The 22,669-nt window shown below is 42.6% G+C and carries 18 protein-coding genes; 16 read left to right on the plus strand and 2 right to left on the minus strand.

Features of this window, described 5'->3' with window-relative positions; genetic code table 11:
* Positions 1-2 precede the first annotated feature (2 nt).
* From E7204_RS04210 to E7204_RS04230, 5 genes are all read left to right on the plus strand, one after another.
* Positions 3-2,117 carry an RNA degradosome polyphosphate kinase gene (locus E7204_RS04210; RefSeq protein WP_295181860.1) on the plus strand — a complete coding sequence of 705 codons (2,115 nt, stop codon included), beginning with the start codon at positions 3-5 and terminating at the stop codon, positions 2,115-2,117.
* Positions 2,118-2,672: 555 nt separating this feature from the next.
* Positions 2,673-3,677, plus strand: a complete 1,005-nt coding sequence (locus E7204_RS04215; protein ID WP_127059008.1) for a 3D domain-containing protein — start codon at positions 2,673-2,675, stop codon at positions 3,675-3,677.
* Positions 3,678-3,909: 232 nt separating this feature from the next.
* Positions 3,910-4,449 carry a ribonuclease M5 gene (gene rnmV / locus E7204_RS04220; RefSeq protein WP_021842391.1) on the plus strand — a complete coding sequence of 180 codons (540 nt, stop codon included), beginning with the start codon at positions 3,910-3,912 and terminating at the stop codon, positions 4,447-4,449.
* Positions 4,450-4,541: 92 nt separating this feature from the next.
* Complete coding sequence (gene rsmA / locus E7204_RS04225; RefSeq protein WP_127059010.1) at positions 4,542-5,402, plus strand: 16S rRNA (adenine(1518)-N(6)/adenine(1519)-N(6))-dimethyltransferase RsmA; 861 nt, start codon at positions 4,542-4,544, stop codon at positions 5,400-5,402.
* Between the two features lie 338 nt (positions 5,403-5,740).
* Positions 5,741-6,583 carry a polysaccharide deacetylase family protein gene (locus tag E7204_RS04230; RefSeq protein WP_295181867.1) on the plus strand — a complete coding sequence of 281 codons (843 nt, stop codon included), beginning with the start codon at positions 5,741-5,743 and terminating at the stop codon, positions 6,581-6,583.
* Between the two features lie 541 nt (positions 6,584-7,124).
* Here E7204_RS04230 and E7204_RS04235 read toward each other — a convergent pair.
* Entirely contained in the window at positions 7,125-8,720 is a 1,596-nt protein-coding gene (locus E7204_RS04235; RefSeq protein WP_127059012.1) for a peptide chain release factor 3, read from the minus strand.
* Positions 8,721-8,976: 256 nt separating this feature from the next.
* Here E7204_RS04235 and E7204_RS04240 point away from each other — a divergent pair, with 256 nt between their 5' ends.
* Complete coding sequence (locus tag E7204_RS04240) at positions 8,977-11,454, plus strand: DNA topoisomerase 3 (protein ID WP_295181874.1); 2,478 nt, start codon at positions 8,977-8,979, stop codon at positions 11,452-11,454.
* A gap of 154 nt (positions 11,455-11,608) precedes the next feature.
* Here E7204_RS04240 and E7204_RS04245 read toward each other — a convergent pair whose 3' ends face one another.
* Positions 11,609-12,871 (minus strand): DEAD/DEAH box helicase, encoded by a 1,263-nt coding sequence (locus tag E7204_RS04245; protein WP_295181877.1) that lies wholly within the window; start codon positions 12,869-12,871, stop codon positions 11,609-11,611.
* A 562-nt stretch (positions 12,872-13,433) separates the two neighbouring features.
* On the opposite strand from E7204_RS04245, the gene E7204_RS04250 reads away from it, so the two are divergent.
* The 10 genes from E7204_RS04250 (at position 13,434) to scfA (ending at position 22,650) form a co-directional block, all read left to right on the plus strand.
* A complete protein-coding gene (locus E7204_RS04250) occupies positions 13,434-13,676 on the plus strand; it encodes a ferrous iron transport protein A (RefSeq protein ID WP_127059015.1) in 243 nt (80 codons plus the stop codon).
* A gap of 1 nt (position 13,677) precedes the next feature.
* Positions 13,678-16,107, plus strand: coding sequence for a ferrous iron transport protein B (gene feoB, locus E7204_RS04255; RefSeq protein WP_295181880.1), 2,430 nt, complete (start codon positions 13,678-13,680; stop codon positions 16,105-16,107).
* A 192-nt stretch (positions 16,108-16,299) separates the two neighbouring features.
* Positions 16,300-16,479 carry a FeoB-associated Cys-rich membrane protein gene (locus E7204_RS04260; protein ID WP_127059017.1) on the plus strand — a complete coding sequence of 60 codons (180 nt, stop codon included), beginning with the start codon at positions 16,300-16,302 and terminating at the stop codon, positions 16,477-16,479.
* Positions 16,480-16,650: 171 nt separating this feature from the next.
* Positions 16,651-16,935, plus strand: coding sequence for a DUF6110 family protein (locus E7204_RS04265; RefSeq protein WP_295181884.1), 285 nt, complete (start codon positions 16,651-16,653; stop codon positions 16,933-16,935).
* 5 nt (positions 16,936-16,940) lie between these two features.
* Positions 16,941-19,076 (plus strand): heavy metal translocating P-type ATPase, encoded by a 2,136-nt coding sequence (locus E7204_RS04270; RefSeq protein ID WP_295181886.1) that lies wholly within the window; start codon positions 16,941-16,943, stop codon positions 19,074-19,076.
* Between the two features lie 85 nt (positions 19,077-19,161).
* Positions 19,162-19,569 carry a hypothetical protein gene (locus E7204_RS04275; protein ID WP_295181889.1) on the plus strand — a complete coding sequence of 136 codons (408 nt, stop codon included), beginning with the start codon at positions 19,162-19,164 and terminating at the stop codon, positions 19,567-19,569.
* Positions 19,566-20,408: a hypothetical protein gene (locus E7204_RS04280; protein WP_127059020.1), complete on the plus strand. Its 843-nt coding sequence runs from the start codon at positions 19,566-19,568 to the stop codon at positions 20,406-20,408. Before E7204_RS04275 ends, E7204_RS04280 begins: the two co-directional genes overlap by 4 nt.
* 162 nt (positions 20,409-20,570) lie before the next feature.
* Positions 20,571-21,185 (plus strand): ECF transporter S component, encoded by a 615-nt coding sequence (locus E7204_RS04285; RefSeq protein WP_295181892.1) that lies wholly within the window; start codon positions 20,571-20,573, stop codon positions 21,183-21,185.
* 92 nt (positions 21,186-21,277) lie between these two features.
* Positions 21,278-22,300 (plus strand): zinc ABC transporter substrate-binding protein, encoded by a 1,023-nt coding sequence (locus E7204_RS04290; RefSeq protein ID WP_295181895.1) that lies wholly within the window; start codon positions 21,278-21,280, stop codon positions 22,298-22,300.
* A gap of 206 nt (positions 22,301-22,506) precedes the next feature.
* A complete protein-coding gene (gene scfA / locus E7204_RS04295) occupies positions 22,507-22,650 on the plus strand; it encodes a six-cysteine ranthipeptide SCIFF (protein WP_004693318.1) in 144 nt (47 codons plus the stop codon).
* The last annotated feature ends 19 nt before the right edge of the window (positions 22,651-22,669 follow it).

Below are 22,669 nucleotides of genomic sequence, written 5' to 3' on the forward strand. Positions count from 1 at the left end.
GCATGTTTGAAAACTATAAATATTACTTTAACCGTGAATTATCATGGTTAAAATTTAATCAACGCGTCCTTCAAGAAGCGATAGACAATACGAATCCATTGATGGAAAAATTGCGTTTTATTGCGATTACCAGTTCCAACTTAGACGAATTCTTTATGATTCGTGTAGCCGGTTTGCGCCATCAGGAAGAAAACGGCATCGTTAAATACGATGCGGCTCACATGGATGCGCGGGCGCAATTACGTGCTATTGATGAGTCCGCTAAGCGCTTGGTGCGTGTTCAATACACTTATTTGAACCATGTTATGGAAATGCTCGGCAAAGAGGGTTTGCACTTTGTAAAACCGGAAGATTTGAACGAGGAACAGTTGGAATGGCTACGCATTCACTTTGAACGGGTGGTATATCCGGTAGTAACACCGCTTGCCATCGACTCGGGCCATCCATTCCCATTCTTGGCAAATAAAACAATGAATACGGTAGTTCAAATTAAACGTTCTGTTGTGGAAACTGAAGAGGATAAAGAAACAAAGAACGCCATTTTGCCAATTCCGTCGGTACTCGATCGTATCGTAGAAGTGCCTGCTAAAGACGGCCAGCGGTATTTCATCTACTTAGAAGATATCATCACCTTCTATGCAGAGCAGTTCTTTGTGGGTTATGATATTTTAAATACCATGACATTCCGTGTAACCCGTGATGCCGACCTTGAAATCGATGAAGAAGAAGCACAAGATTTACTTCTTGAAATGGAAGAGTCCTTACGTCGCCGCCGCCGTGGTGCTACGGTTCGTTTGGAAGTAGCCGGTGAACCGGACGACGAATTATTGCACTTCATTTTAACCAGCTTGCAGTTAAAACCGAAAGATGCATTTATCGTACAAGGTCCGCTCGATTTATGTACGTATTTTGGCTTCTGCGACATGGAAGGCTATGATCACTTGCGCTATGCACCGTTTGAGTCTTGTGAGCCCGCCGATCTTGTAGGTCATGAAGAAGAAAATATTTTTGACCTCATTCGCCGTCACGACTTATTCGTGCACCATCCGTTTGAAACATTTAAAACGGTTGAAGACTTTGTAGCCCAAGCAGCCAATGATCCGCAGGTATTGGCTATTAAACAGACCTTGTATCGTGTAAGTAGCAACTCGCCGATTATTTCGTCCCTTATTAAAGCGGCGGATAACGGCAAACAAGTAACAGTCCTCATGGAAGTTAAGGCGCGTTTTGACGAAGCCAATAATATTTTAATGGCCCGTCGTTTGGAAAAATCCGGCTGTCATGTAATCTATGGTTTGAAAGGTTTGAAAACTCACTCTAAGATTACCATGGTAGTGCGTCGCGAAGATGATGCTATTCGCCGTTATGTTCACTTGGCAACAGGGAACTATAATGGCAAAACAGCGCGTTTATACACCGACTGCGGTATTTTTACCTGCAATGATGAATACGGTGAAGATGCGTCTGCTTTCTTTAACTTAATTTCCGGATATTCCGATCCTCCGATTTGGAATAAATTCATCGTAGCACCTCTCAATTTACGCGAAAAAATAATGGAACTTATCGATGAAGAAATCAGCTATGCCGAAAAAGGCGAACCGTCTTATATGATAGCTAAAATGAACTCTTTATTGGACCGCGAAGTACTGGCTAAACTCTATGAAGCGTCTTCAAAAGGGGTTAAAATCGATTTAATTGTACGTGGTATTTGTACCTTGCGTCCGGGCATTCCGAATGTGAGTGAAAATATCCAGGTTCGCTCTATAATTGGTCGTTTCTTGGAACACCATCGTTTGTTCTACTTCCGTCACGGCGGTAATGACCGCGTATTCTTATCCAGTGCCGACTGGATGCCGCGTAACCTCAATGAACGTGTAGAACTGATGATTCCGATTGAAGATAAAATCCATAAAGAACGCGTTCGCGGTATTTTAGATTTATATCTTCACGATAATCAAAAAGCCCATGTAATGCGTGCTGATGGCTCCTATCGTAAGCTTGTAAGTAAGACTGACAAAGTTTCGGCTCAAGAAATGTTGATGAAAGAAGCCAAACAGGCGAGTGAACATCCAAAAATGACGGTAGTTGAGCGCATGCAGCCAATGTTTAAGGAATAATAAGCCTTATATATGATTTCAGCTAATGTATAAGCCGTTATTAACCTTAAAAACGACATAATAAAGGTATGTATACGCCTGAAATTAGAAGTGAAAAATTACACGAATCGTTTAATAACAAAGCGCCGATTATAGCGGTTGGTTTTAAAAAACATTTAAACACATTTTTGTGTAATTATCAGAAAATCAAATAATTTTTCTTACTGAAGTATCGACTTGTAATAGAAAGTGATTTCCATTATCAGGTCGATACTTCTTTTTGATTATTGACATTAAACCCGTGAGCCCTTTATATAAAGGCGTTCAGAGCTGGTAGTGTATTTTCATGTACAATTATTCCTAAAGAGAATAAAATAAAAATGACGAGATTATAAATAAAATAAATAAATGTAATTATAGCTATTTTGCATACATTGTAAACGGACATAAACGAAAAATAAAGAAAAATATAAACATGAGAGAAATCTGAAGATACTGTATTTATTTATACCGCCCGGCCGTTTTGTTGACGCTCTGTATCTCTTTGTGGTAGAATAGCGCGGTAGGAGGGATTAGATGACAAAATATCTAGTAATGCAAAAGAAGAATATGGCGACCCTCTTGAGACGCCATACGTCACTTTTGCTGTTACTCCTAGCGGTCGTGTTTATGACGATTTCAGGCTTTGCTTGGAATGAGAAATCGGTTACGATTTTAGCTGATGGTCAAGCACAGATTGTTAGGACACACCTCAACTCAGCGGAGGGCATTTTACACGATGCCGGGATTACGCTCGGGCCAAAAGATGCTGTATTATTAAATACGCAGACTTTGCAAAACGGAACTCAATTAACAGTTCTACGAGCATTTCCTGTAAAAGTAACGATTGACGGCGTAGCTAAAGATGTTATGACCGTTCAAACGACAGCCCAGGGTCTAGCTGATGAGTTGGGATATCATGCACCTAATTACGTACCATTGGGAGATAGCAATCAGCACTTACAAGCTGGTAGTGAGGTTGCTATAGCTCATGTAACCGGTCGTTCTGTAAAAACTTACGAACAACCTGTAGAAGTACAGGTTATTCGTCAGCGAGACGACTCCATGCACATCGGCGAACAGGAAGTTATCCAAGAGGGTACTCCCGGTTTAGTTGCCGTTGAGGAGGAAATCTTGTACCAGGATGGTAAGGAAATCAAAAAGCAAATTATTAGTCAGAATGATATTAAACGGATGGTACCGACAATCATCAAAGAAGGTTCACGAGATGTGGTAGAAACCTCTCGTGGGGTAGTACGCTATCGCGAGGTGCTGACTATGGAAGCGTCAGCGTATTTACCGGGTGATGGTGATGGTCGAGGCATCACGGCTACCGGTATGGTGGCCAGACGAGGCGTTGTAGCAGTGGATCCGAATGTGATTCCATTGGGTACACGTCTTTACATTCCGGGCTATGGTATGGCTATAGCAGCGGATACCGGCGGAGCTATTAGAGGTCACAAAATTGACTTATTAATGGAATCTTACGGTGAGGCGATGGAATTCGGTCGCCGTTCTGTAGAAGTTTATGTTTTACAGTAAAGAAGTTTTTCAGTACTTAATTCTGGCCTGATTAACTTCATAGTAATTGAATTTTTACAGTAATTAAATATGTAAACTCGTCGTAAGAAGAGGTTGTAACGAAATGCGTTTTGACCCGCATGTTGTTATAGCCTCTTCTTTATTATTTTTGAAAAATTTGGTAAAATTAAGTAGCTATAAAGCCTATGTTATTCACAGTTGATTGTTTGGCCATTGTGGAAAGGAAATACTTATGTTAAAAGAAGTAATCGTAGTCGAAGGCAAGTCGGATATTCAGCAGATTGCCAAAGCAGTAGAGGCTGATTGTATTGCTACCGAAGGATTTACTTTACGCAAAGGGGTATTGGAGCAAATACAAGTTGCCTATGAAAAAAGAGGAATTATTATTTTTACCGACCCTGACACGGCGGGCGAACGAATTCGTCGTTTCTTGGCCAAAAAGTTTCCGGATGCGCAGCATGCATTTATCTCGCGCGACTTAGCAACCGCCAACGATGATATTGGGATTGAGCAAGCACCACCGGAAGCCATTCGTGAAGCGTTAGGAAAATTACACACGCAGTCGCTTGAGTCGTCGGAAGAATTTACCATGCAGGACATGGTGGCCCATAACTTAACCGGTTCACCGCGCAGCGCCGATAATCGCGCCATTGCAGGTGCTAAACTGGGCATCGGTTATGGCAACAGCAAGCAGTTTTTATACCGCTTAAATCACTACGGCGTTACCCGTGAAGGCTTTAATGAGGCCATGCGCGACATAATGATCGGCTAGTCGGGCGCTTACATGATATGATAATAGGTTGTATTGTTATCGGTCAGTAGTGCGAATACACTGAGTTAAAGTACTCTTTTGAAAGGATATATATGTTAGAATCAATTATTGCGAGTCCCGAAGTAGTGCATTACATATGCAAACGCTTTGGCATTCACATGAGTAAAAAGTTGGGACAAAACTTTCTCATCTCCCGCCATGTGGTAGATGATATTGTTAAAGCAGCCCAGCTGGTACCGGGGGAGCCAGTATTGGAAATCGGACCGGGCATCGGTACGCTTACACAGGGTCTGGCGCAGAGTAAAGCGGATGTGACGGCCGTAGAATTGGACCGCCGTTTGTTGGAAGTATTGGATACGACCTTAGCAGGCTATGACAATGTTAATATAATTCATGGCGATATTTTAAAAGTAAATATTCCTGAATTAATGAACCATAAGCCATTTAAAGTAGTGGCAAATTTACCATACTATATTACGACGCCGATTATTATGTCCCTATTGGAAATGAAACTTCCCATTGAGCGACTCGTCGTAATGGTGCAAAAAGAAGTGGCAGAGCGTATGGTGGCCGAACCGGGAACCAAAGCGTATGGTGCACTCTCCGTGGCCGTGCAGTACTATACGGAACCGGATATCGTATTTGAAGTGTCGCCTAAATCCTTCTTGCCGCCACCTGAAGTAACCAGTGCAGTTATTCGCTGTCGTTTGCGCAAGGAACCGCCGGTACAAGTGGCTGATGAAAAACTCTTATTCCGCGTTATTAAGGCTGCTTTTGCGCAGCGTCGTAAAACATTTAGCAACACTATGAAAACAACCGGTCTCGCTAAAGAACAGATTGCGGCTATTTTAGAAAAAGCCGGCATTGACGGCAATTTGCGCGGTGAAACCTTTACCTTAGATGACTTTGCCGCTTTGGCTAATGCTTGGCATGAACTCTACGGCAAGGCATAAAATTATTTTTCAAAATTAAAGATTAAACACTACAGCAGGGTATAAAATTATTTTTCAAAAAATAACTATTGCAAATTTAAAAGTATAGGCGTATTATTAGATGTCAGTTGAAATTTTAAATAAAATTCGGCTGGTGTTTAATTATAAAAGTAAGCTACTATTTTGATTAAAAATAGTAGCTTAGTCGTTTGCAATGAAATAATGAAATAGCAAGGAATAATTAGAAAGTTAGCCTGCGTTTTCAAAAATATAAGTTGCAAGAGTAAGCAGTAATTAGAAAGTTAGACTGCGTTTTCAAAAATATAAGTTGCAAGAGTTTCATAGGAGCTAAAAGCGTAATGTTACGTTTAACAGGTAAAGTCTTTGGTGTAGTCGCTATTTTAGTTGTGTTTGCGACTTTGGTGTTTTATTTTACCGCACCGGTGTATACACTGCGAGGGATTCCCGTTTTAAACTATCATCAAGTGAATGATGAAAAATTTTCCCCATTGACAATGAAAACTTCGGATTTCAGAAATCAAATGGCATATTTACAAGAGCAAGGTTATCATGCGATTACTATGGAAGAATTATACGGCTATCTGCAAAATAATTTGCCTTTGCCAAGTAAACCGGTCGTAATCACATTTGATGACGGTTATGTAGACAACTATACCGAAGCAATGCCGATTTTAAAAGAATACGGCATGAAGGCCACTTTGTTTATGATTGGCGACTCCATTGGCGCGCCCGGATTCTTATCGGCGGAGCAGCTGAAAGAAATGGAAGCAAGCCATATATTTGAAGTTGAATCTCATACCTATTCGCATAAAGATTTACGGAAACTCTCCAGCGATGCGGTGGCTAATGAATTTAGCCATTCTAAAACATTATTAGAAGCTACCCTAGGCCATCCGGTGCAATACATCGCCTATCCGTGCGGCTTTACCAACCCGCAAGTAGACGCTCTGGCTCAGGCAGCAGGCTATCGCTTAGCATTTACCGTTGATACAGGGAATGTAAGAAGTGGTGAAAACCGCTTTAACCTGGACCGCGTACCCGTATTCGAAGGAGACAACCCACTCCTAAGCATGCAACTACGCCTCCACTACGTAGAAATCATCGGCGGCCTGTGGTCACTCCGTGACTTCCTGCTCGCCCATAACCATCCAACCTTGGCATCAATAGTGCCATTGTTCTAAGTAAAAAGAAGGTTCCATGTAAGGAATCCGGGCTATTTACGTAGCAAAGGATTCCTTACATGGAACCTTCTTTTTTTGTGGAGTCTTATTAAGAGAAACATTTGGAGACTTAATTTAGGAATCTTATTAAGAGAATCAGCATTTTTAACTTTTAATTCACTCCTCTTCCACGAAATCCTGATGTGAACTGAATGAGAGTGCCGCCGGACGCTGAATAGAGGAAATACGCAGGTGCTTGCTTTCGGGCGGCTAAAAGCATTGAATTGAGTTGATATAAAAAATAGAGATGCTTTATAATTTGAATTGAGAGTAATTTTCTCTTGGTAATTATTTAGTTTAGATTACGATGATATAAAAGAATAGAGATGGCTCATGTAAGAAAAGTTTTACAAGCGAAGCGCAGTCACTTTTCGGCATGAGCCATCTCTATTTTAATTATCGATTAATTATTTTTTACCAAGAGAAAATTTATATATGGATAATATAAAGCATCTCTATTTTAAAATTAGCTATTTAAACTTTTCCCCGCCTAAAGCAAACACTAAATATGCTCATTCAGCGCCGGCGTCTCTAAGAACGTCACATCAGGATTTCGTTCCACAACCCATCCCATTTGCCACTCATTACTTATCAAAATAACGGTTCGGCCTCGATTATCTTTAACCGCCATGGCATTATCAAGACCTTTAAGCTGTTTAATATCTACATCTTCTTTTACCCAGCGAGCTACACTGTAAGGGAGGGAATCGGTAATCGGTTCAACACCGTATTCATTGCGCAAACGATACTGTAATACTTCAAACTGAAGCATACCAACGGCGCCGACGATGAAGGAATCCATGGAATGAGGCTGTTCAAAAATCTGTACCGCACCTTCCTGGGCCAATTGAGTCATCCCTTTTTGGAACTGTTTACGTTTCATCGTATCTTTTGGGCTGACGCGGGCAAAAAATTCCGGCGGGAACACAGGGAAGTCGCCGAAGGTTACTTTGTGATTAGAGGCACAAAGAGTATCGCCTACGCCCATAGTACCGGCATCAAAAACACCGATAATATCGCCGGGATAGGCTTCGTCGATAATCGTACGTTCCGTAGCCAAGAACTGTTGCGGCTGCGCGAGACGAATGCTTTTATTCGATTGGCGATGCAACACAGACATGCCTTTTTCAAACTTACCGGAGCAAATACGCATGAACACGATGCGGTCGTGATGGTTAGGGTTCATGTTGGCTTGGATTTTGAAAACAAACGCGGAGAAGTCTTCGGAAGTCGCTTCTACAGTTTCTTCAATGGCCTGGCGAGGAGCCGGGGATGGGGCCAAGGCGAGGAATTTTTCTAAAAATGGTTTAACCCCGAAGTTGGTCATAGCGGAACCAAAGAACATTGGCGTTAATTCACCGGCACGAACACGGTCGAAATCGAATTCGTCACCTGCTACGTCGAGGAGTTCAATATCATCAATCAAGGACTGATGCACTTCTTCGCCCAATAACTCACGAAATGCCGGATCGTCTACCGATTCTTTGGTAGATGCCAATTTTTGCTGACCATGTGTTTCGTCTTTGGCGAAAAGGTCAACCGTGTGAGTTTCACGGTCGTAAATCCCTTGATATTCACCGTTGATGCCAACCGGCCAGTTCATAGGAACGGCGCGAATGCCCAAGGAGTTTTCAATCTCTTCCATCAAATCAAAGGGATTGCGGCCGAAATGGTCAATTTTGTTGACGAAGGTGAAAATAGGAATACCGCGCTCTTTACATACAGCAAAGAGTTTTTTTGTCTGCGCTTCCACACCTTTCGCTACGTCGATAAGCATGACGGCACTGTCTGCGGCCATCAAGGTACGGTAGGTATCTTCCGAGAAGTCTTGGTGACCCGGGGTGTCCAAGATATTTACGCGGCAGCCGTCATAATCGAATTGAAGCACGGAACTCGTTACCGAGATACCACGTTGTTTTTCGATTTCCATCCAGTCGGATACGGCATATTTTTGAGTTTTACGAGACTTTACGGAACCGGCTAAGTGAATAGCACCACCGTAAAGGAGCAGTTTTTCAGTTAATGTAGTTTTACCGGCATCCGGATGCGAAATGATGGCAAACGTGCGTCGGCGTTTAACTTCTTCTAAGAATGTCATGTTGTCACCTCATACAAATTATCTATCCTTAAAATTATATACTAATGACGGGCGTTTTGTCATTAAATTCATTTTATTAAATTTAAGATAGTCACAGGGATGACGGTATAGGCGTGGGCCAGGGGTGGACCGTTATCATGGAGTGCATGTTTGGTGACGAGAAGCACCATTGGGGCGTATCCGCACCACCGGTATGAGTGGGTTCCTTTTATGAACGCCCGGTTTAGTGTATAATAGAACAGACAAAGGAGGGCCTATGAGATTATTTATTGCCGAAAAGCCCAGTATGGGGCGAGAAATAAGTAAATATTTACCGGAGCAGAAGAGTGTGCAAAAGCGCGACGGTTTTATTGTGCAAGGCGATGATGTAGTCACTTGGGCCTTTGGACATGTGTTGGAACAGGCTCAGCCGGGGGACTATAATGAACGCTATAAGCGTTGGAATGCCGCCGATTTGCCCATAGTGCCGGACGAATGGCAATTGCTGGTGACGAAGAGCAGTGCTAAGCAGTTTCAGACTATTAAAAAGCTTATCGAAGATGCGGATACAATTGTTAACGCCGGTGACCCGGACCGCGAAGGACAGCTCCTTATTGATGAGATTTTAGTGTATGTAAATAATAAGAAACCGGTGCAGCGTATTTTGCTGAATGCGCTGGATGAAAAGTCGATTCGCGCAGCTCTCAATGATTTGCGTGATAATAAGGATTTTTATAATTTACAGCAATCAGCTTTGGCGAGAGCCCGCGCCGATTGGCTTGTAGGCATGAATTTATCCCGAGCCTATACCTTGCAACAGCGCCGCCAAGGCAATAAGGTGACCTTTCCGATTGGCCGTGTAAAAACCCCGACCCTGGCCTTGGTGGTTCGCCGTGAACGGGAACTGGAAAATTTCGTGCCCGTTGATTACTTTACCTTAAAAGTTTTATATAAACATCCGAACGGCAGTTTCTGGGCCACGTGGCAACCTAAAGACGATCAAATCGGCCTCGATCCGGAAGGTCGTTTAATAAAAAAAGCGGTAGCCGAAGAATTAGCGAAGCGCTTGATGGATGGCAAGACAGGCGTCATTTCCAAACGAGAGAAGACGAAGAAAAAAGAAGCCCAGCGTCTGCCTTTATCATTGTCGGCCTTGCAGGTTGCAGCAGGGAAGGCGTATGGTTATGACCCGCAGCAGGTGCTCGATACGGCGCAGAAATTATATGAAAAGAAATTGACTACTTACCCCCGTTCGGATTGTGATTACTTACCGACAAATCAATTTGAAGATCGTCATGCAATAATACAGAATTTAAGTAAAAATAGCGGCGTTATCGGCGAATGGGCTCAAGGTGCTGATTTAACTATTAAATCACGGGCATGGAACGATAAGAAAATCACCGCTCACCATGCTATTATTCCAACGACGGTGGCTTGTAACATGGCCACGTTGCCGGACATGGAGCGAAATATTTATTTTCTCATTGCCCAGTCCTATATTACGCAGTTTTATCCGGAACATGAATACGAGCAAACTCGTTTAACAGTGACCCAATGTGATGAGGAATTTGTCGCTCATGGCCGCGTTATTTTGGTAGTAGGCTGGAAGGCTTTGTATCAAAAAGCTAAAAAGGATGATAATGCATCAGATGACGGCAATGATGGGGATGATTTGACCGGTGATGAAGAGGCGGATTCGCAAGAAGCGGGGAAAAAACGCAAACAGCCTATTGAAGAGAGCGGTGAACTGCCGAATGTAAAAAAAGGCGATTCTATTGATGTAGATAATATGGCTATTGATGCGAAGCAGACTAAACCGCCTAGCCGTTTTACGGCCGCCACGTTATTGCAGGCGATGAAAGAAATTCACAAGTATGTGAAGAATGAGGATTTGAAAAAGCAATTGAAAGCCGTATCCGGTATCGGTACGGAAGCAACCAGGGCCACCATCATTGATGAGTTGATTACACGTAAGTTTATGTCAGCAAAAGGCAAAAAGAAAGTAATTCAGCCTACCTCTTTGGGGTATACTTTGGTGGATGCTTTACCGAAGGAAATGCTCTATCCCGATGAAACAGCTCTTTGGGAAGAACGTTTGGCGGCTATCAGCGAAGGTCGGGATACATTGGATTCTTTTTTGACCGATCAGATTGAATTTTTAAAAAGTTTGATTAACAAGGCAAATAGCGGCATGAATATGGATGGTCTCGATACAGACGGTTTTAATATTGTCAGCACCGTGCGTACGGTGAAACGCTCGTCAGGCGGAACCGGTAATGCTGTTAATCGAGGCGGTGTAGCTTTGTCGGACGAAGAGCTCAGTAAGCTCGAAGCTTGTCCGCGTTGCGGCAAGGGGAAATTAAGACTTAGAAACGGTAAATTCGGGGAGTTTTACGGCTGTACCGATTACCCAAAATGTAATTTTACTAAGCCTGCCACGACAAACCCTTCGAATGCCGGTAAAGTTCAAGGTGGACCTTTAAACGGAAATGGGACCGGAACTCCGAGCGGAAATCCGACCGGGAATCCGACCGGCTTCGGCAGAGGAAGCGCTGATTCTATTGACCCACAGGTGGCGCAAGCATTGGCGGCGGCTAAGGAAAAAGGGACCTTGCAATATAAATGCCCACGTTGCGGCGAAGGCTATTTAGTAGCCATTGTGCGTAATGGCAATACAAGTTGGACTTGTGCTAATCAACCTAAATGTCGCACTACCGTGGCCGATGTAGATGGGAAACCGGTTGTTTTTAAGTAAGTTGCTTATAAAAAAGGACTACTCTTGTAGGAACATGCTATTCAAAGTACGAACGGCGTGTCTACGAGAGTAGTCCTTTATTTATATGTGCTGGTAAGTGCTTATAGTGAAAGGCACTGTATTATTAAATTGGGTTATAGGACATTAAATCCTATTAGCGAGAGCGACGGCGTCTTGTGTTAACCCCTTTATGGCCTGTTGCTTTATGTCGTTTCGCTTTGGTAGCTTGGTAAGATGATTTGATGGCCGGTTTTTTGGATGCCGTTGCCTTCTTAGGTGCTTGCGCACGGCCTTTGGTTTTCACCTGACCGTCGGTTGTGTATTTTGTCAATGTTGCTTCAATCGCCCGCTCGATACGGCGAAGCCATGTTTCGTCTGCTTGAGTCGCATAGGTAATGGCAATGCCGTTGGTACCGGCACGACCGGTACGGCCGATGCGGTGAATGTAGTAATCTACATCATGCGGCACATCATAGTTATATACATGACTGATGCCTTCAATGTCGATACCACGGGCCGCAATGTCGGTAGCCACCAAGATTTGCGTACGGGCACGGGCAAAATCACGCAGAATTTGCGTGCGACGACCTTGTGTTAAATCACCGTGTAATTCGCCGATGTTAAAACCGGCTGCCGTTAATTCGTAGGAAAGCTTAATGGCGCCTTCTTTTTTATTACAGAAAACAATGGCTAAATACGGATTGTCTTCTCTTAGTTGGGCCATTAAACGGTCCAGCTTTTCTTCCGGTTTTACCATGATAACCTTTTGTTCAATAGTATCTAAGGTTACGTTATTACCTTTAACCGTTACGGACATTGGTTTTTTCATATAGGTTTTGGCAAGGCTGCGGATGCGATCCGGCACGGTAGCGGAGAAGAGTAATAATTGATGGTTGGCGTTAGTTTTTTCAATAAGAGATTCTACATCCGGCAAAAAGCCCATGTGAAGCATCTGGTCCGCCTCGTCGAGAACTACGCGGCGCACCGTATCGAGGTGAAGGGAACCGCGTGTGGCGTGGTCTAATAAACGTCCCGGCGTGCCGAGGATAACATGAGGACGACGGCCTAATTGTTGTAGCTGCCCTTCAATAGTGCGACCGCCGATGAGGGGAAGAATATCGACGCCTAAAATATCGCCGATAGCCTTGGCTTCGTCAGCAATCTGTTTTACCAATTCACGGGTTGGGGCAATAATAAGTGCTTGTTCTTGGAATACTTCGATGTTGATACGCTGCAAGACAGGAATCAAGAATGCCAGAGTTTTACCCGTACCGGTTTGTGCCATAGCAATTAAGTCGTTGCCCTTAAAGGCAGGGGGAATGGCTTGTTCCTGAATCGGGGTAGGCTCCTTAATACCTTGTTTGGTCAGGGAGTCTATGAGTTCGGGCACAACACCGAGAGTTTGAAATGATTTCATATATGTCTCCTTATTTTTAATTCGTAATACTTTGAGTGATGAGTCCCGGAGGGGAATAGGGGGACTTTGTAAATTAGCTGTTACCGTTAATTTTGTAAAATAAATAGGATTCATTGATATTAAATTAGCTAAATCTATTTTTATTATATCATATATAGATGATTTATATAAAAGAATCGATATATTTAGGATAATTTGAACTTAAGCGCATACTTTTTTTGCGAAATATATATTTTAATAATTCATTGAGAATAGTTATTTAATTGATAATCTTTTGATAATAATTGCAGTTTGATTCTAATTGATAATAAAAGAGAAGGTGTTTCAAATGAGAATGAGAACGGCGAGGCTGTTATTCATGAGAAAATACTGAAAAGATGAGCAATGATAATGAAAATTGAAGATTATCTATCTACATTCATAAGATTCAATATTGAAAATGGTTATTGATTTTTTCAGTGACTATGTTATAATTTAATTGTAATTTTTTATCAGTTTCAGTGCAGTTCTTAAGCAAATTTTTGAAGATGAGTTTGTTTGGTTCGGCCACAAGGAGGTGTAGATAGTGATAAAATCATTGGCGTCGATGAAAACCGGTGAAGCGGGCACAATTAAACAGTTGCGCGGTTCCGGTAACATCAAACACCGTCTCGTTGACATGGGCCTCGTACCGGGGACTTTCGTGCGTGTTATGAAATTCGCACCTTTGGGTGATCCCATTGAAATTAAAGTAAAGAACTTTGATTTAGCGTTGCGTGTCAGCGAAGCAGAAACTATTGATATTGAAGTGAGTCAGGAGGCCTAGAATGAGTGACCAAAGTACCACGTCTATCCGAATTGCTCTGGCCGGTAATCCGAACTGTGGTAAAACAACGATTTTTAATAATATTACCGGTGCCAAACAACATGTTGGTAACTATCCCGGTGTAACGGTAGAAAAGAAAGAAGGGGAATGTACTTTTAGCGGTAAAGATTTACTCTTTATTGACTTACCGGGTACATATAGCTTAACAGCTCGTTCCCTTGATGAATTAGTAGCTCGTAACGTAATTATTAATGATGAACCGGATGTTCTCGTTAATGTTATTGACGCATCTAATTTGGAACGTAACTTATATTTAGCAGCTCAATTGTTGGAATTGGAACGTCCGTTGGTTATGGCACTTAACATGTCCGACGTGGCCAAAGAAATGGGTGTTCACATTGACATTAAGAAATTGAGTGAATTGACCGGTGCTACTATCGTCGAAACGGTTGGTCGTAATAATGTAGGGACTACCGAATTATTACAAGCTGTTATCGATGTAGCCAAAGAAGCAAAAAAAACAAGTGCGACTATTGATTATGGTCCTGAACTTGAACCGGCTATTAAAGATATTGTTAATGAACTCGAGAAAGCAGATACCATTACATATCCATTGCGTTGGGTAGCTATTAAATTATTGGAAGCCGATCCTGATGTAATTAAAAAAGTAAAAGCCTTTGAACGTACCGAAGCGGTTTTGGCAAAAGCAGAACAGTGGCGCGAAGAGCTTAAAGACAAAGTTGATTTAGAAATTATTTTCCAAGAATTCCGTCATAGCTTTGCCGTTGCTACTTATAATAATGCTATAAAAGGTACACCTAAAGAAATCGAAACCCGTTCCGACCGTATCGATAAAGTGCTTACCCATCGTATTTGGGGCTTACCGATTTTCGTATTCGTAATGTGGCTCTTATTTAACCTCGTTAATACGATCGGTGCGTATCCACAGGGATGGATTGAAGATGCTTTTACGGCCCTTGGCGACTGGGCCGGTGCGGTAATTCCGGAAGGTCAATTGAATTCCTTGGTGGTTGACGGTATCATCGCTGGTGTTGGTGCGGTAATGAGTTTCGTACCGCTTATCGTACTCTTATTCTTAGGCATTGCGTTCCTGGAAGATACGGGCTATATGGCACGTGCGGCCTTCGTAATGGACCGTATCATGCGTGCCTGCGGTTTACACGGGAAATCCTTCATTCCCCTCCTTATGGGTTATGGTTGTAGTATTCCTACTATTATGGGTGCTCGTATCTTGGATAATAACCGCGATCGAATGATTACGATTCTTGTTTCTCAATTCATGACTTGTAGTGCTCGTTTGCCGGTATACACTTTGTTCATCGGGGCATTCTTCCCGGTAGCACAACGTGGTAATGTATTGGCTGCCATCTACTTTGCCGGTATCGTATTGGCGATTGTAATGGCTAAAATCTTCCGCAAATTCTTATTCCCGGGCGAATCCGAACCATTCGTAATGGAATTACCGCCATACCATATGCCAACTCTTAAGAGTGTGTTAATGCATATGTGGGAACGTGCTTTCTTATATCTTAAAAAAGCAGGTACTTTCATTTTAGCAGCGTCCGTGTTGATTTGGTTCTTAGCATCCTATCCGCAAGATGTACCGATGTCACAAGACTTTGATGCGGCTCGCGAACAAGTAACCCAAGAGTACGAAGCTCGTGACAATGCTATTTTTGCTCAATATGGTCTTGCTACGGATGAACAAAAAGCGCCGGTTATGGCTATGGTTGATGAAATGACAGCTATTCAGACAGAACAAGACGAAGCTGCCGCTGAAGAAGGGGAAGAAGAAATCGGTGATGAAGGTCTTAACGGCGAAGCCGCTGCGACTGACGAAGCCGCTACAGCTGAAGATGCAAATGCTGTACCTGAAGTTCCTGATTATTTCCACGATCTTCAAGTTGCCAATGCTGATGCATTCCCGGTTGCTTGGGCAATTTACTTGAATAATCAAGAAAAAGACGAAGCTATTGGCGATCTCGATCAGAAAGAATCTACTGAAAAATTGGAAGGTTCTTATGTAGCTTCTATCGGTAAATTTATCGAACCGGTTATGAGACCGCTTGGTTTCGACTGGAAGATGAGCGTATCTTTGGTTACAGCCCTCGCTGCTAAAGAAGTTATGGTAAGTACCTTAGGTACAATCTACTCTATTGCGGCTGATGAAGATAATGAACAGCCATTGCAAGTTTACTTACGTCAGGACCCTTCATTCACACCACTCGTTGCAGTTGGTTTGATGATGTTCGTTCTTATTTATCCGCCATGTTTTGCGGCTATGGCCGTATTCAAACGTGAAGCCGGCGGTTGGGGCTGGTTAATTTTCTTCGTTGTTTATTCAACGGCCCTTGCTTGGGTAGCAGCCTTTATCGTCTACAATGGCGGTCGTTTACTTGGTTTCCATTGATTGAAAAAAACAGTTATTTATTAAATGAATCAAAACTGAAATGCGTTTTTCTGTTAAGTTATTAGCTTGTTCCCATGGAAACCTAAATGAGAATTGACTGCTGATAATCGTTGAGAATATAACACCAATCAATGTTTTCTCAAAATTTTTTACAAATCACTATTGATTATTGATTAAGGATGGTGTATGATAATGGAGAACCTAATAGTATATCTTATCGGATTAATCGCTGTATTATTTGTTGCTCGCAAGGCGTATAAGACCTTAAGCGGCAAGAGCGGCTGCAGTTGCGGTTGCGGTGGTAGCGGTAACGGCAAGAAGAAAGAAATTTCTTCCTCCGGTTGTGGCTGCGGTTGTGGAGGCAACAAATAGGATTTCATAAGGGTAATGACTGACGAATACAGTGTATTCGATGGATTTACGGCAAAAGTAGCCAAGGTTCGGGTAGACCTTGGCTATTTTTATAAAGCAATAGGCGCTTATTTTATTTTTTTAAGGAGCATTTCAGCACCTTACATATTGTAGAGGAAAGGTGAGATTTATATGTTCAACATAAACAAAGAAAAAGTAAAACACGCTAATTTATTCGCAGCCGGTTTGGCTCTTGGTACTGTAGGTCTTAAAATGTTGACCAGCAAAGATGCTAAGAAAGTGTATGCCAATGTTGTAGCAGCAGGTCTTCGCGCTAAAGAAAGCGTAATGCAGACTGCTGAAAAAGTACAGGCTTCCAGCGGCAGCATTTTAGCTGATGCTCAGGAAATCAACGAAAATCGCCGTAAAGAAGAAGCTTTGTTTGAAGAAGAACAAGGCGAAGAAAAGGGTGAATAATTAATATGTTGAAGTTTTCGGTTATTCAAAGATTATCGAAACGTCTTCATGTTAGATGCACCGGACGGTTGTTTGATGATGCAGAAGCTGCCTATGTAGAATCAGTGTTGCTGCAGAATCCGGCGATTGAAAAAGCTCAGTTTTTTACGCGTTCACGTGACATTATTATCCACCATACAGGGGATGAAATAGCTGTTCGTGATGCATTGGTGGCACTTAATGATTTGAATTTCGAAGATGCACCGGCATTGACGGAATATTCACCGCGACTTGTCAATAAACAATACAAAGAGTCCATGATTAGTCAGACTCTCATGTATTTAGGTAAAAAGTTATTGTTACCGGCACCAATCAATATGGTGTGGTCTTGGTTTAATGCTTTAAAATTTGCGAAAAAAGCGGTAACTATGTTATGGCATCGCAAATTAACTGTAGAAGTATTGGATGGCGTAGCGATTACCGTATCCTTGTTACGTGGTGACGTATCCACGGCAGGCGCCGTTATGTACCTCTTGGGTATTGGTGAAACCTTGGAAGAATGGACACTCCGTAAATCTGTCCTGAATTTAGCCGAAAGCATGTCCCTCAATGTGGATAAAGTTTGGGTTAAAGTGGATGGTGTTGAAGTGAGTCGTCCCGTATCCGAAGTTGCCGAAGGCGACCTTGTGGTACTCCGTCAAGGTGAAGTGGTACCATTGGATGGTGTAGTAGTAGAAGGCGTTGTCCTTGTGAACGAAAGTTCAATGACAGGTGAGCCTGAACCGGTTCGCCGTGATGAAGCTACTTCGGTATATGCTGGAACCGTCGTAGAAGAAGGCCATTGTGTAATCGAAGTTCGCGGTAATTCCAAATCATCGCGTTATGAACAAATTGTGGCTCTTATCGAAGAATCGGAACAGATGAAATCCGGTATGGAACAGAAGGCGTTCCATATGGCCGATAAATTAGTGCCAATCAGTTTTGCCGGCACTATCTTAACGTATTTATTGACCCGAAATACGATGAAGGCCTTATCGTTCTTGATGGTTGACTTCTCTTGTGCTTTAAAATTAAGCATTCCATTGGCTGTGTTATCTGCCATGGAAGAAGCGTCGAAGCGTGGTATCACCGTTAAAGGTGGTAAATATTTGGAACAAATTGCCGCTGCTGATGTGGTTGTTTTTGATAAAACAGGTACATTAACTAAAGCAGAACCGGTATTTGAACAGATTATTACCTTTGAAGATCATGATCCGGATGATATGCTCATGCTCGCTGCTTGTTTGGAAGAACATTTCCCTCATTCTATGGCAAAAGCCGTGGTTAATGCAGCGGAACAGCATAATTTGCCTCATAAGGAAAAACACTCCTCTAAGGTTGAATATATTGTAGCTCACGGTATTGCCTCGAAAGTGGGCAATCGCAAATGCCGTATCGGCAGTGCGCACTTTATTTTTGATGATGAAAAGGTTGTTATTCCGGAAGGGGAACAGGAAAAATTCGACAATTTGCCGGATTCCTCCTCTCATTTATACTTAGCCATCAGTGGCCGTTTGGCTGCGGTTCTTTGCATTAAAGATCCGGTACGTGAAGAAGCAAAACAAGTTGTCAAAGAACTTCACGAATTGGGGATTAAAAAAGTCGTTATGATGACCGGTGACAGCAAACGCAATGCAGAACGCGTTGCACGTGAGATTGGTATCGACGAAGTACATGCGGAAGTATTGCCGGGCGATAAAGCGGCTTATGTGAAGAAAGCTAAAGAAGAAGGGTATACGGTTATGATGGTTGGCGACGGTATCAATGATTCGCCGGCCTTGTCGGAAGCCCATGTAGGCGTTGCGATGAATGAAGGGGCACCGATTGCTCAGAAAATCGCCAATGTTACGGTTTCCTCCGATAATCTTTCCAGTCTTGTAGATTTACGTCGCATTGCTATGCAATTGATGGATCGTATTCAATTTAATTACAACTCCATTGTCGGTGTTAACGGCGCTTTGGTAGGTCTTGGTTTATTCCAGGTATTGACACCAAGCACGACGGCATGGATGCATAATCTGTTTACATTAGGTATTGGTTTACGCAGTATGACGCCATTGTTACCGGCTAAATCTGAAGATGATGATTCGGTAATTGAAACGACGGCTCGTGTTGTAGCGTAAGTGAAACTAAGGTATTTATAAGCAGTTTTAAGGCGTCCTATAGTAAAATTATACTGTTAAGATAAGGATGTAGGAGGTTTTTAGTATGAAAGTCCTTGCGGATATTTTAGGACGCACGCTATATATGAGTTTTTTCATCATATTAGTACCCTTAGGTGCCTACACTATTCATAACGGGTCCAGTGCCATGGTGGCGCTTGTCAGTTATTTTGTGTTGTCATTATTGGTACCGGTGGCGTATTTATCTTCGAAGCGAAGTGGTTTCGGTCCGGAAGAAAAGCGAGTGGGCCGTATTTTCTATATATTGGGCTGGGGCATCGTTCAGCTGGCCACGTATCAGACCTTTTTTGTAGGCGATTTTTCATTCCTTTGGGGCTTGCCGAGCTTTGGTCGTGATATAGCCTTTGTAATTGTTATGTATATTCAGGTTTCGCTTTCGTTGACGGCCGGTTATATACTAAATTCACTCGTAAGAGGGAGGGCCGCTAAATGATAAAAAATGTATTGCGCATGTTTGTTTTAAATCTTGCTATCGTATTGCCGGTGACTATGATTATATTGGCATTACAAGGTGTGTCCTTGGGCATGGTGGCTTTCTTAGTACTTTCATTCTTGACGCCTATGGTGTTGCGCCGTCAAGATAAGTTGCAACAATTTTTGACCTATCCGTGGCGTAACAGTTTATATGCGTATAGTTGGATTTGGTGCTTAACCTTTTTCTTCTTAGGTGACAGTGTTATTCCTTATGCCATTGCATCTGGCAGCATGGGTATGATTATGCTTGGCTGGGTTGTGGTATTTACGGTCTGTCTATTGGCCATGACTATTGTGGCCGTTATTTTGACACTTTTTGCGGAGCGACCACGGTTTAATCGCTGGTTCGATGATTCTTTGGATATGGCTGTCTATTCCTTGCCGGTACCGATGCTTTTATTAGGGGATGTGCTATTCTTAAATGTGCCCGATCCAATATTGGCAGCGCAACTCAGCCCGCAAGTATTTACCTTTTTACAACTTTGGCTCTATGGTTTTGTAATTTGGACCATGGGTGTTATTGCCATCTATTTGCATCCTCGCATGGGGCAAAAACAAGGCCTTCGCTTGGCTCGTATTATGGTAACCGCCTTGGTATGGCTTGCAATCAACGGCCACTTGATGTATGGCTGGAAGCCGGACTTCTTTATGGAATTGTTATACTTCCTGATGCCGGTATTCCAAGGCAATTGGTTGGTGTACATCACCCCGGGCTTGCTTGAATTCATTGTACTTGGCATGTCTGTTGGTCTAGGTTTACTTTTAGAAGATTTTATTTTGAAAAGACAGGCGAAATAGCCTGTACGGCACATTATATAATATGTCGTACTATGTACTGCTATATGGTATAATAGTTTTTGTGCAATTTTCAGCATCGGCTTTTTTGAAAAATTGAGGCTTTAGAATTAAATATGTATTCGACTTATATCCGAATAGGAATGAGAACGGAGGATTTTTTACATGGAAAAAGATAATATGGATACGAAAAGTCCGTATCCGCGTCAGCGATTCAGCTTGCGACAATTAACTGTTATCGGTTTGTTGTCCGCATTAACCGTAGTACTGGGGGTCAGCGGGTTAGGATTTATTCCGATTCCACCGATTTATGCGACTATTTTGCATATTCCGACTTTAATCGGCGCACTTTTAGAAGGTCCTAAAATCGGTATGGTTATCGGTTTCATTTTCGGGTCTTACAGTTTGGTTCAAAACATGGTACAACCAAACATTATGTCTTTTGTATTTTTAAACCCGATTATTTCCATATTACCACGTATGTTAATCGGACCTATTGCTTACTATGTATATCGTTATTTGCCGATTCAAAGACCGGTATGGCGTGTTATGCTTGCTTTATTCGTAGGCACTATCGTGCATACCGTAATGGTAATGGGCTTGATTTACCTTATCTATGCAGAACCATATGCAGCAGCTAAAGGGTTTCCTGTAGACCATGTGGCAAATATTGTAATTGGTGTAGCCGTATTCCACGGACCGCTTGAAGCATTGGCGGCTGTGGTAGTAGGTACGCCGGTAGTCATGGCGCTCAGGGCTAAACTTAAAACAGATAAATAATATGTTAAACCATTAGCCTCGACGTCATGTCGGGGCTTTTTGAATGTATATATTGATATATGAATAGATATTGATGAAAGAGAGGCGATGAAATGAATATTCAAATGAATTGGCGCAAATGGCGTCTTACAGCTGTGTTGACTACCGTTTTGGTAGCGGGCGCCGCCATACTGGGAGGCTGTGGTCTGGGTGATAGCACCGGTGATGCCGGCAAAGGGGGCTTACCTGTAGTGGCGACGGTTTATCCTGCCTATGATATAGCAAAGCAAGTCGGTGGCGACAAGGTGAATGTAACTTTATTGGTGCCGCCGGGCACAGAACCTCATGATTGGGAACCAACCGTAAAAGATTTGAAGGCAGTGGGACAGGCGAAAGTATTTATTTATAACGGCGCCGGTTTGGAACCAAGTGAAAAATTATTGGCTCCGGATATTTTAAAAGAGGCTAAACCGGTGGAGTTGGCAAAGTCGGTTGAGCTCATGCCGATTAAAACCGTAGAGCTTGATAATGAAACGGAAGTTGCCCATGATCACGATCATCATACCGATGCAGCACATCATGACGATGACGGTCATGACCATCATCATGGTACGGTGGACCCTCATATTTGGCTCAATCCGATGAATGTAGCTAAAGAAGTGGACGCCGTAGTGGCGGCCTTTAGTGAAGCCGATCCGACCAACAAAGACTATTATGAAGCCAATGGCAAAGCGTATAAAGAAAAATTGACAGCTTTAGATGCACAGTACCGGGCATTTGCAGCAACGATTCCAAATAAAGAGCTGGTCGTAACTCATGAGGCCTTCGGCTATTTGGCCAATCGCTATGGTTTTACCCAATTGGGAATCATGGGGGTAGCGCCGGATGCGGAACCGACACCGGAACGGATAGCGTCGATTATCAGTTTTGTCAAAGCTCATAAAGTAAAGGCCATCTTCAGTGAGGAATTGGTTAATCCAAAACTCGCCGAGGCTATTGCCAAAGAAACGGGCGCTAAGGTGTATATGTTAAATCCGGTAGAAGGCCTTACGGAAGAACAAATGAAAGCAGGGGCTACGTACTTATCCATAATGGAAGATAATTTGAAGGTACTGAAAACAGCGTTAGGTGCTTAATAATATTCATTTTATAAAAATATCAAAGGTTGTTTTAGGTGGTTTATAGTACTTCTTGCGGCTGAAAAGAAAAGAGAGTTATCAACGTATTTCTCAACCACATATGGGGTATTGATATTTCGCATTGACTGAAGTATTGCCGATTACCGCGTTACTATGTTAAAATAAGTGTAACGTATAGTAGTATTTTGAGGAGGTTGAACACCATGGCAAAACGAATTCGTACAATCAACACTGAATCTTTACAGAAAACTGCTAAAACCGGTGGCTGCGGCGAATGCCAGACTTCTTGCCAGTCCGCTTGCAAAACAAGCTGCACTGTAGGCAACCAGGTTTGCAAACAGAAATAAGATTTCTTATCTGTTTTGA

The organism is Veillonella sp., assembly GCF_015058545.1.
Taxonomy (GTDB): domain Bacteria; phylum Bacillota; class Negativicutes; order Veillonellales; family Veillonellaceae; genus Veillonella_A.

What these genes read in the sequence shown, in the direction of transcription:
- E7204_RS04235 (WP_127059012.1), bottom strand. Translation starts at nt 8,720, where the DNA reads ATGACATTCTTAGAAGAAGTTAAACGCCGACGCACGTTTGCCATCATT.
- E7204_RS04215 (WP_127059008.1), top strand. Translation starts at nt 2,673, where the DNA reads ATGACAAAATATCTAGTAATGCAAAAGAAGAATATGGCGACCCTCTTG.
- E7204_RS04260 (WP_127059017.1), top strand. Translation starts at nt 16,300, where the DNA reads ATGGAGAACCTAATAGTATATCTTATCGGATTAATCGCTGTATTATTT.
- feoB (WP_295181880.1), top strand. Translation starts at nt 13,678, where the DNA reads ATGAGTGACCAAAGTACCACGTCTATCCGAATTGCTCTGGCCGGTAAT.
- E7204_RS04280 (WP_127059020.1), top strand. Translation starts at nt 19,566, where the DNA reads ATGATAAAAAATGTATTGCGCATGTTTGTTTTAAATCTTGCTATCGTA.
- E7204_RS04230 (WP_295181867.1), top strand. Translation starts at nt 5,741, where the DNA reads ATGTTACGTTTAACAGGTAAAGTCTTTGGTGTAGTCGCTATTTTAGTT.
- E7204_RS04290 (WP_295181895.1), top strand. Translation starts at nt 21,278, where the DNA reads ATGAATATTCAAATGAATTGGCGCAAATGGCGTCTTACAGCTGTGTTG.
- scfA (WP_004693318.1), top strand. Translation starts at nt 22,507, where the DNA reads ATGGCAAAACGAATTCGTACAATCAACACTGAATCTTTACAGAAAACT.
- E7204_RS04240 (WP_295181874.1), top strand. Translation starts at nt 8,977, where the DNA reads ATGAGATTATTTATTGCCGAAAAGCCCAGTATGGGGCGAGAAATAAGT.
- rsmA (WP_127059010.1), top strand. Translation starts at nt 4,542, where the DNA reads ATGTTAGAATCAATTATTGCGAGTCCCGAAGTAGTGCATTACATATGC.
- E7204_RS04275 (WP_295181889.1), top strand. Translation starts at nt 19,162, where the DNA reads ATGAAAGTCCTTGCGGATATTTTAGGACGCACGCTATATATGAGTTTT.
- E7204_RS04265 (WP_295181884.1), top strand. Translation starts at nt 16,651, where the DNA reads ATGTTCAACATAAACAAAGAAAAAGTAAAACACGCTAATTTATTCGCA.
- E7204_RS04210 (WP_295181860.1), top strand. Translation starts at nt 3, where the DNA reads ATGTTTGAAAACTATAAATATTACTTTAACCGTGAATTATCATGGTTA.
- E7204_RS04270 (WP_295181886.1), top strand. Translation starts at nt 16,941, where the DNA reads ATGTTGAAGTTTTCGGTTATTCAAAGATTATCGAAACGTCTTCATGTT.
- E7204_RS04245 (WP_295181877.1), bottom strand. Translation starts at nt 12,871, where the DNA reads ATGAAATCATTTCAAACTCTCGGTGTTGTGCCCGAACTCATAGACTCC.
- E7204_RS04285 (WP_295181892.1), top strand. Translation starts at nt 20,571, where the DNA reads ATGGAAAAAGATAATATGGATACGAAAAGTCCGTATCCGCGTCAGCGA.
- rnmV (WP_021842391.1), top strand. Translation starts at nt 3,910, where the DNA reads ATGTTAAAAGAAGTAATCGTAGTCGAAGGCAAGTCGGATATTCAGCAG.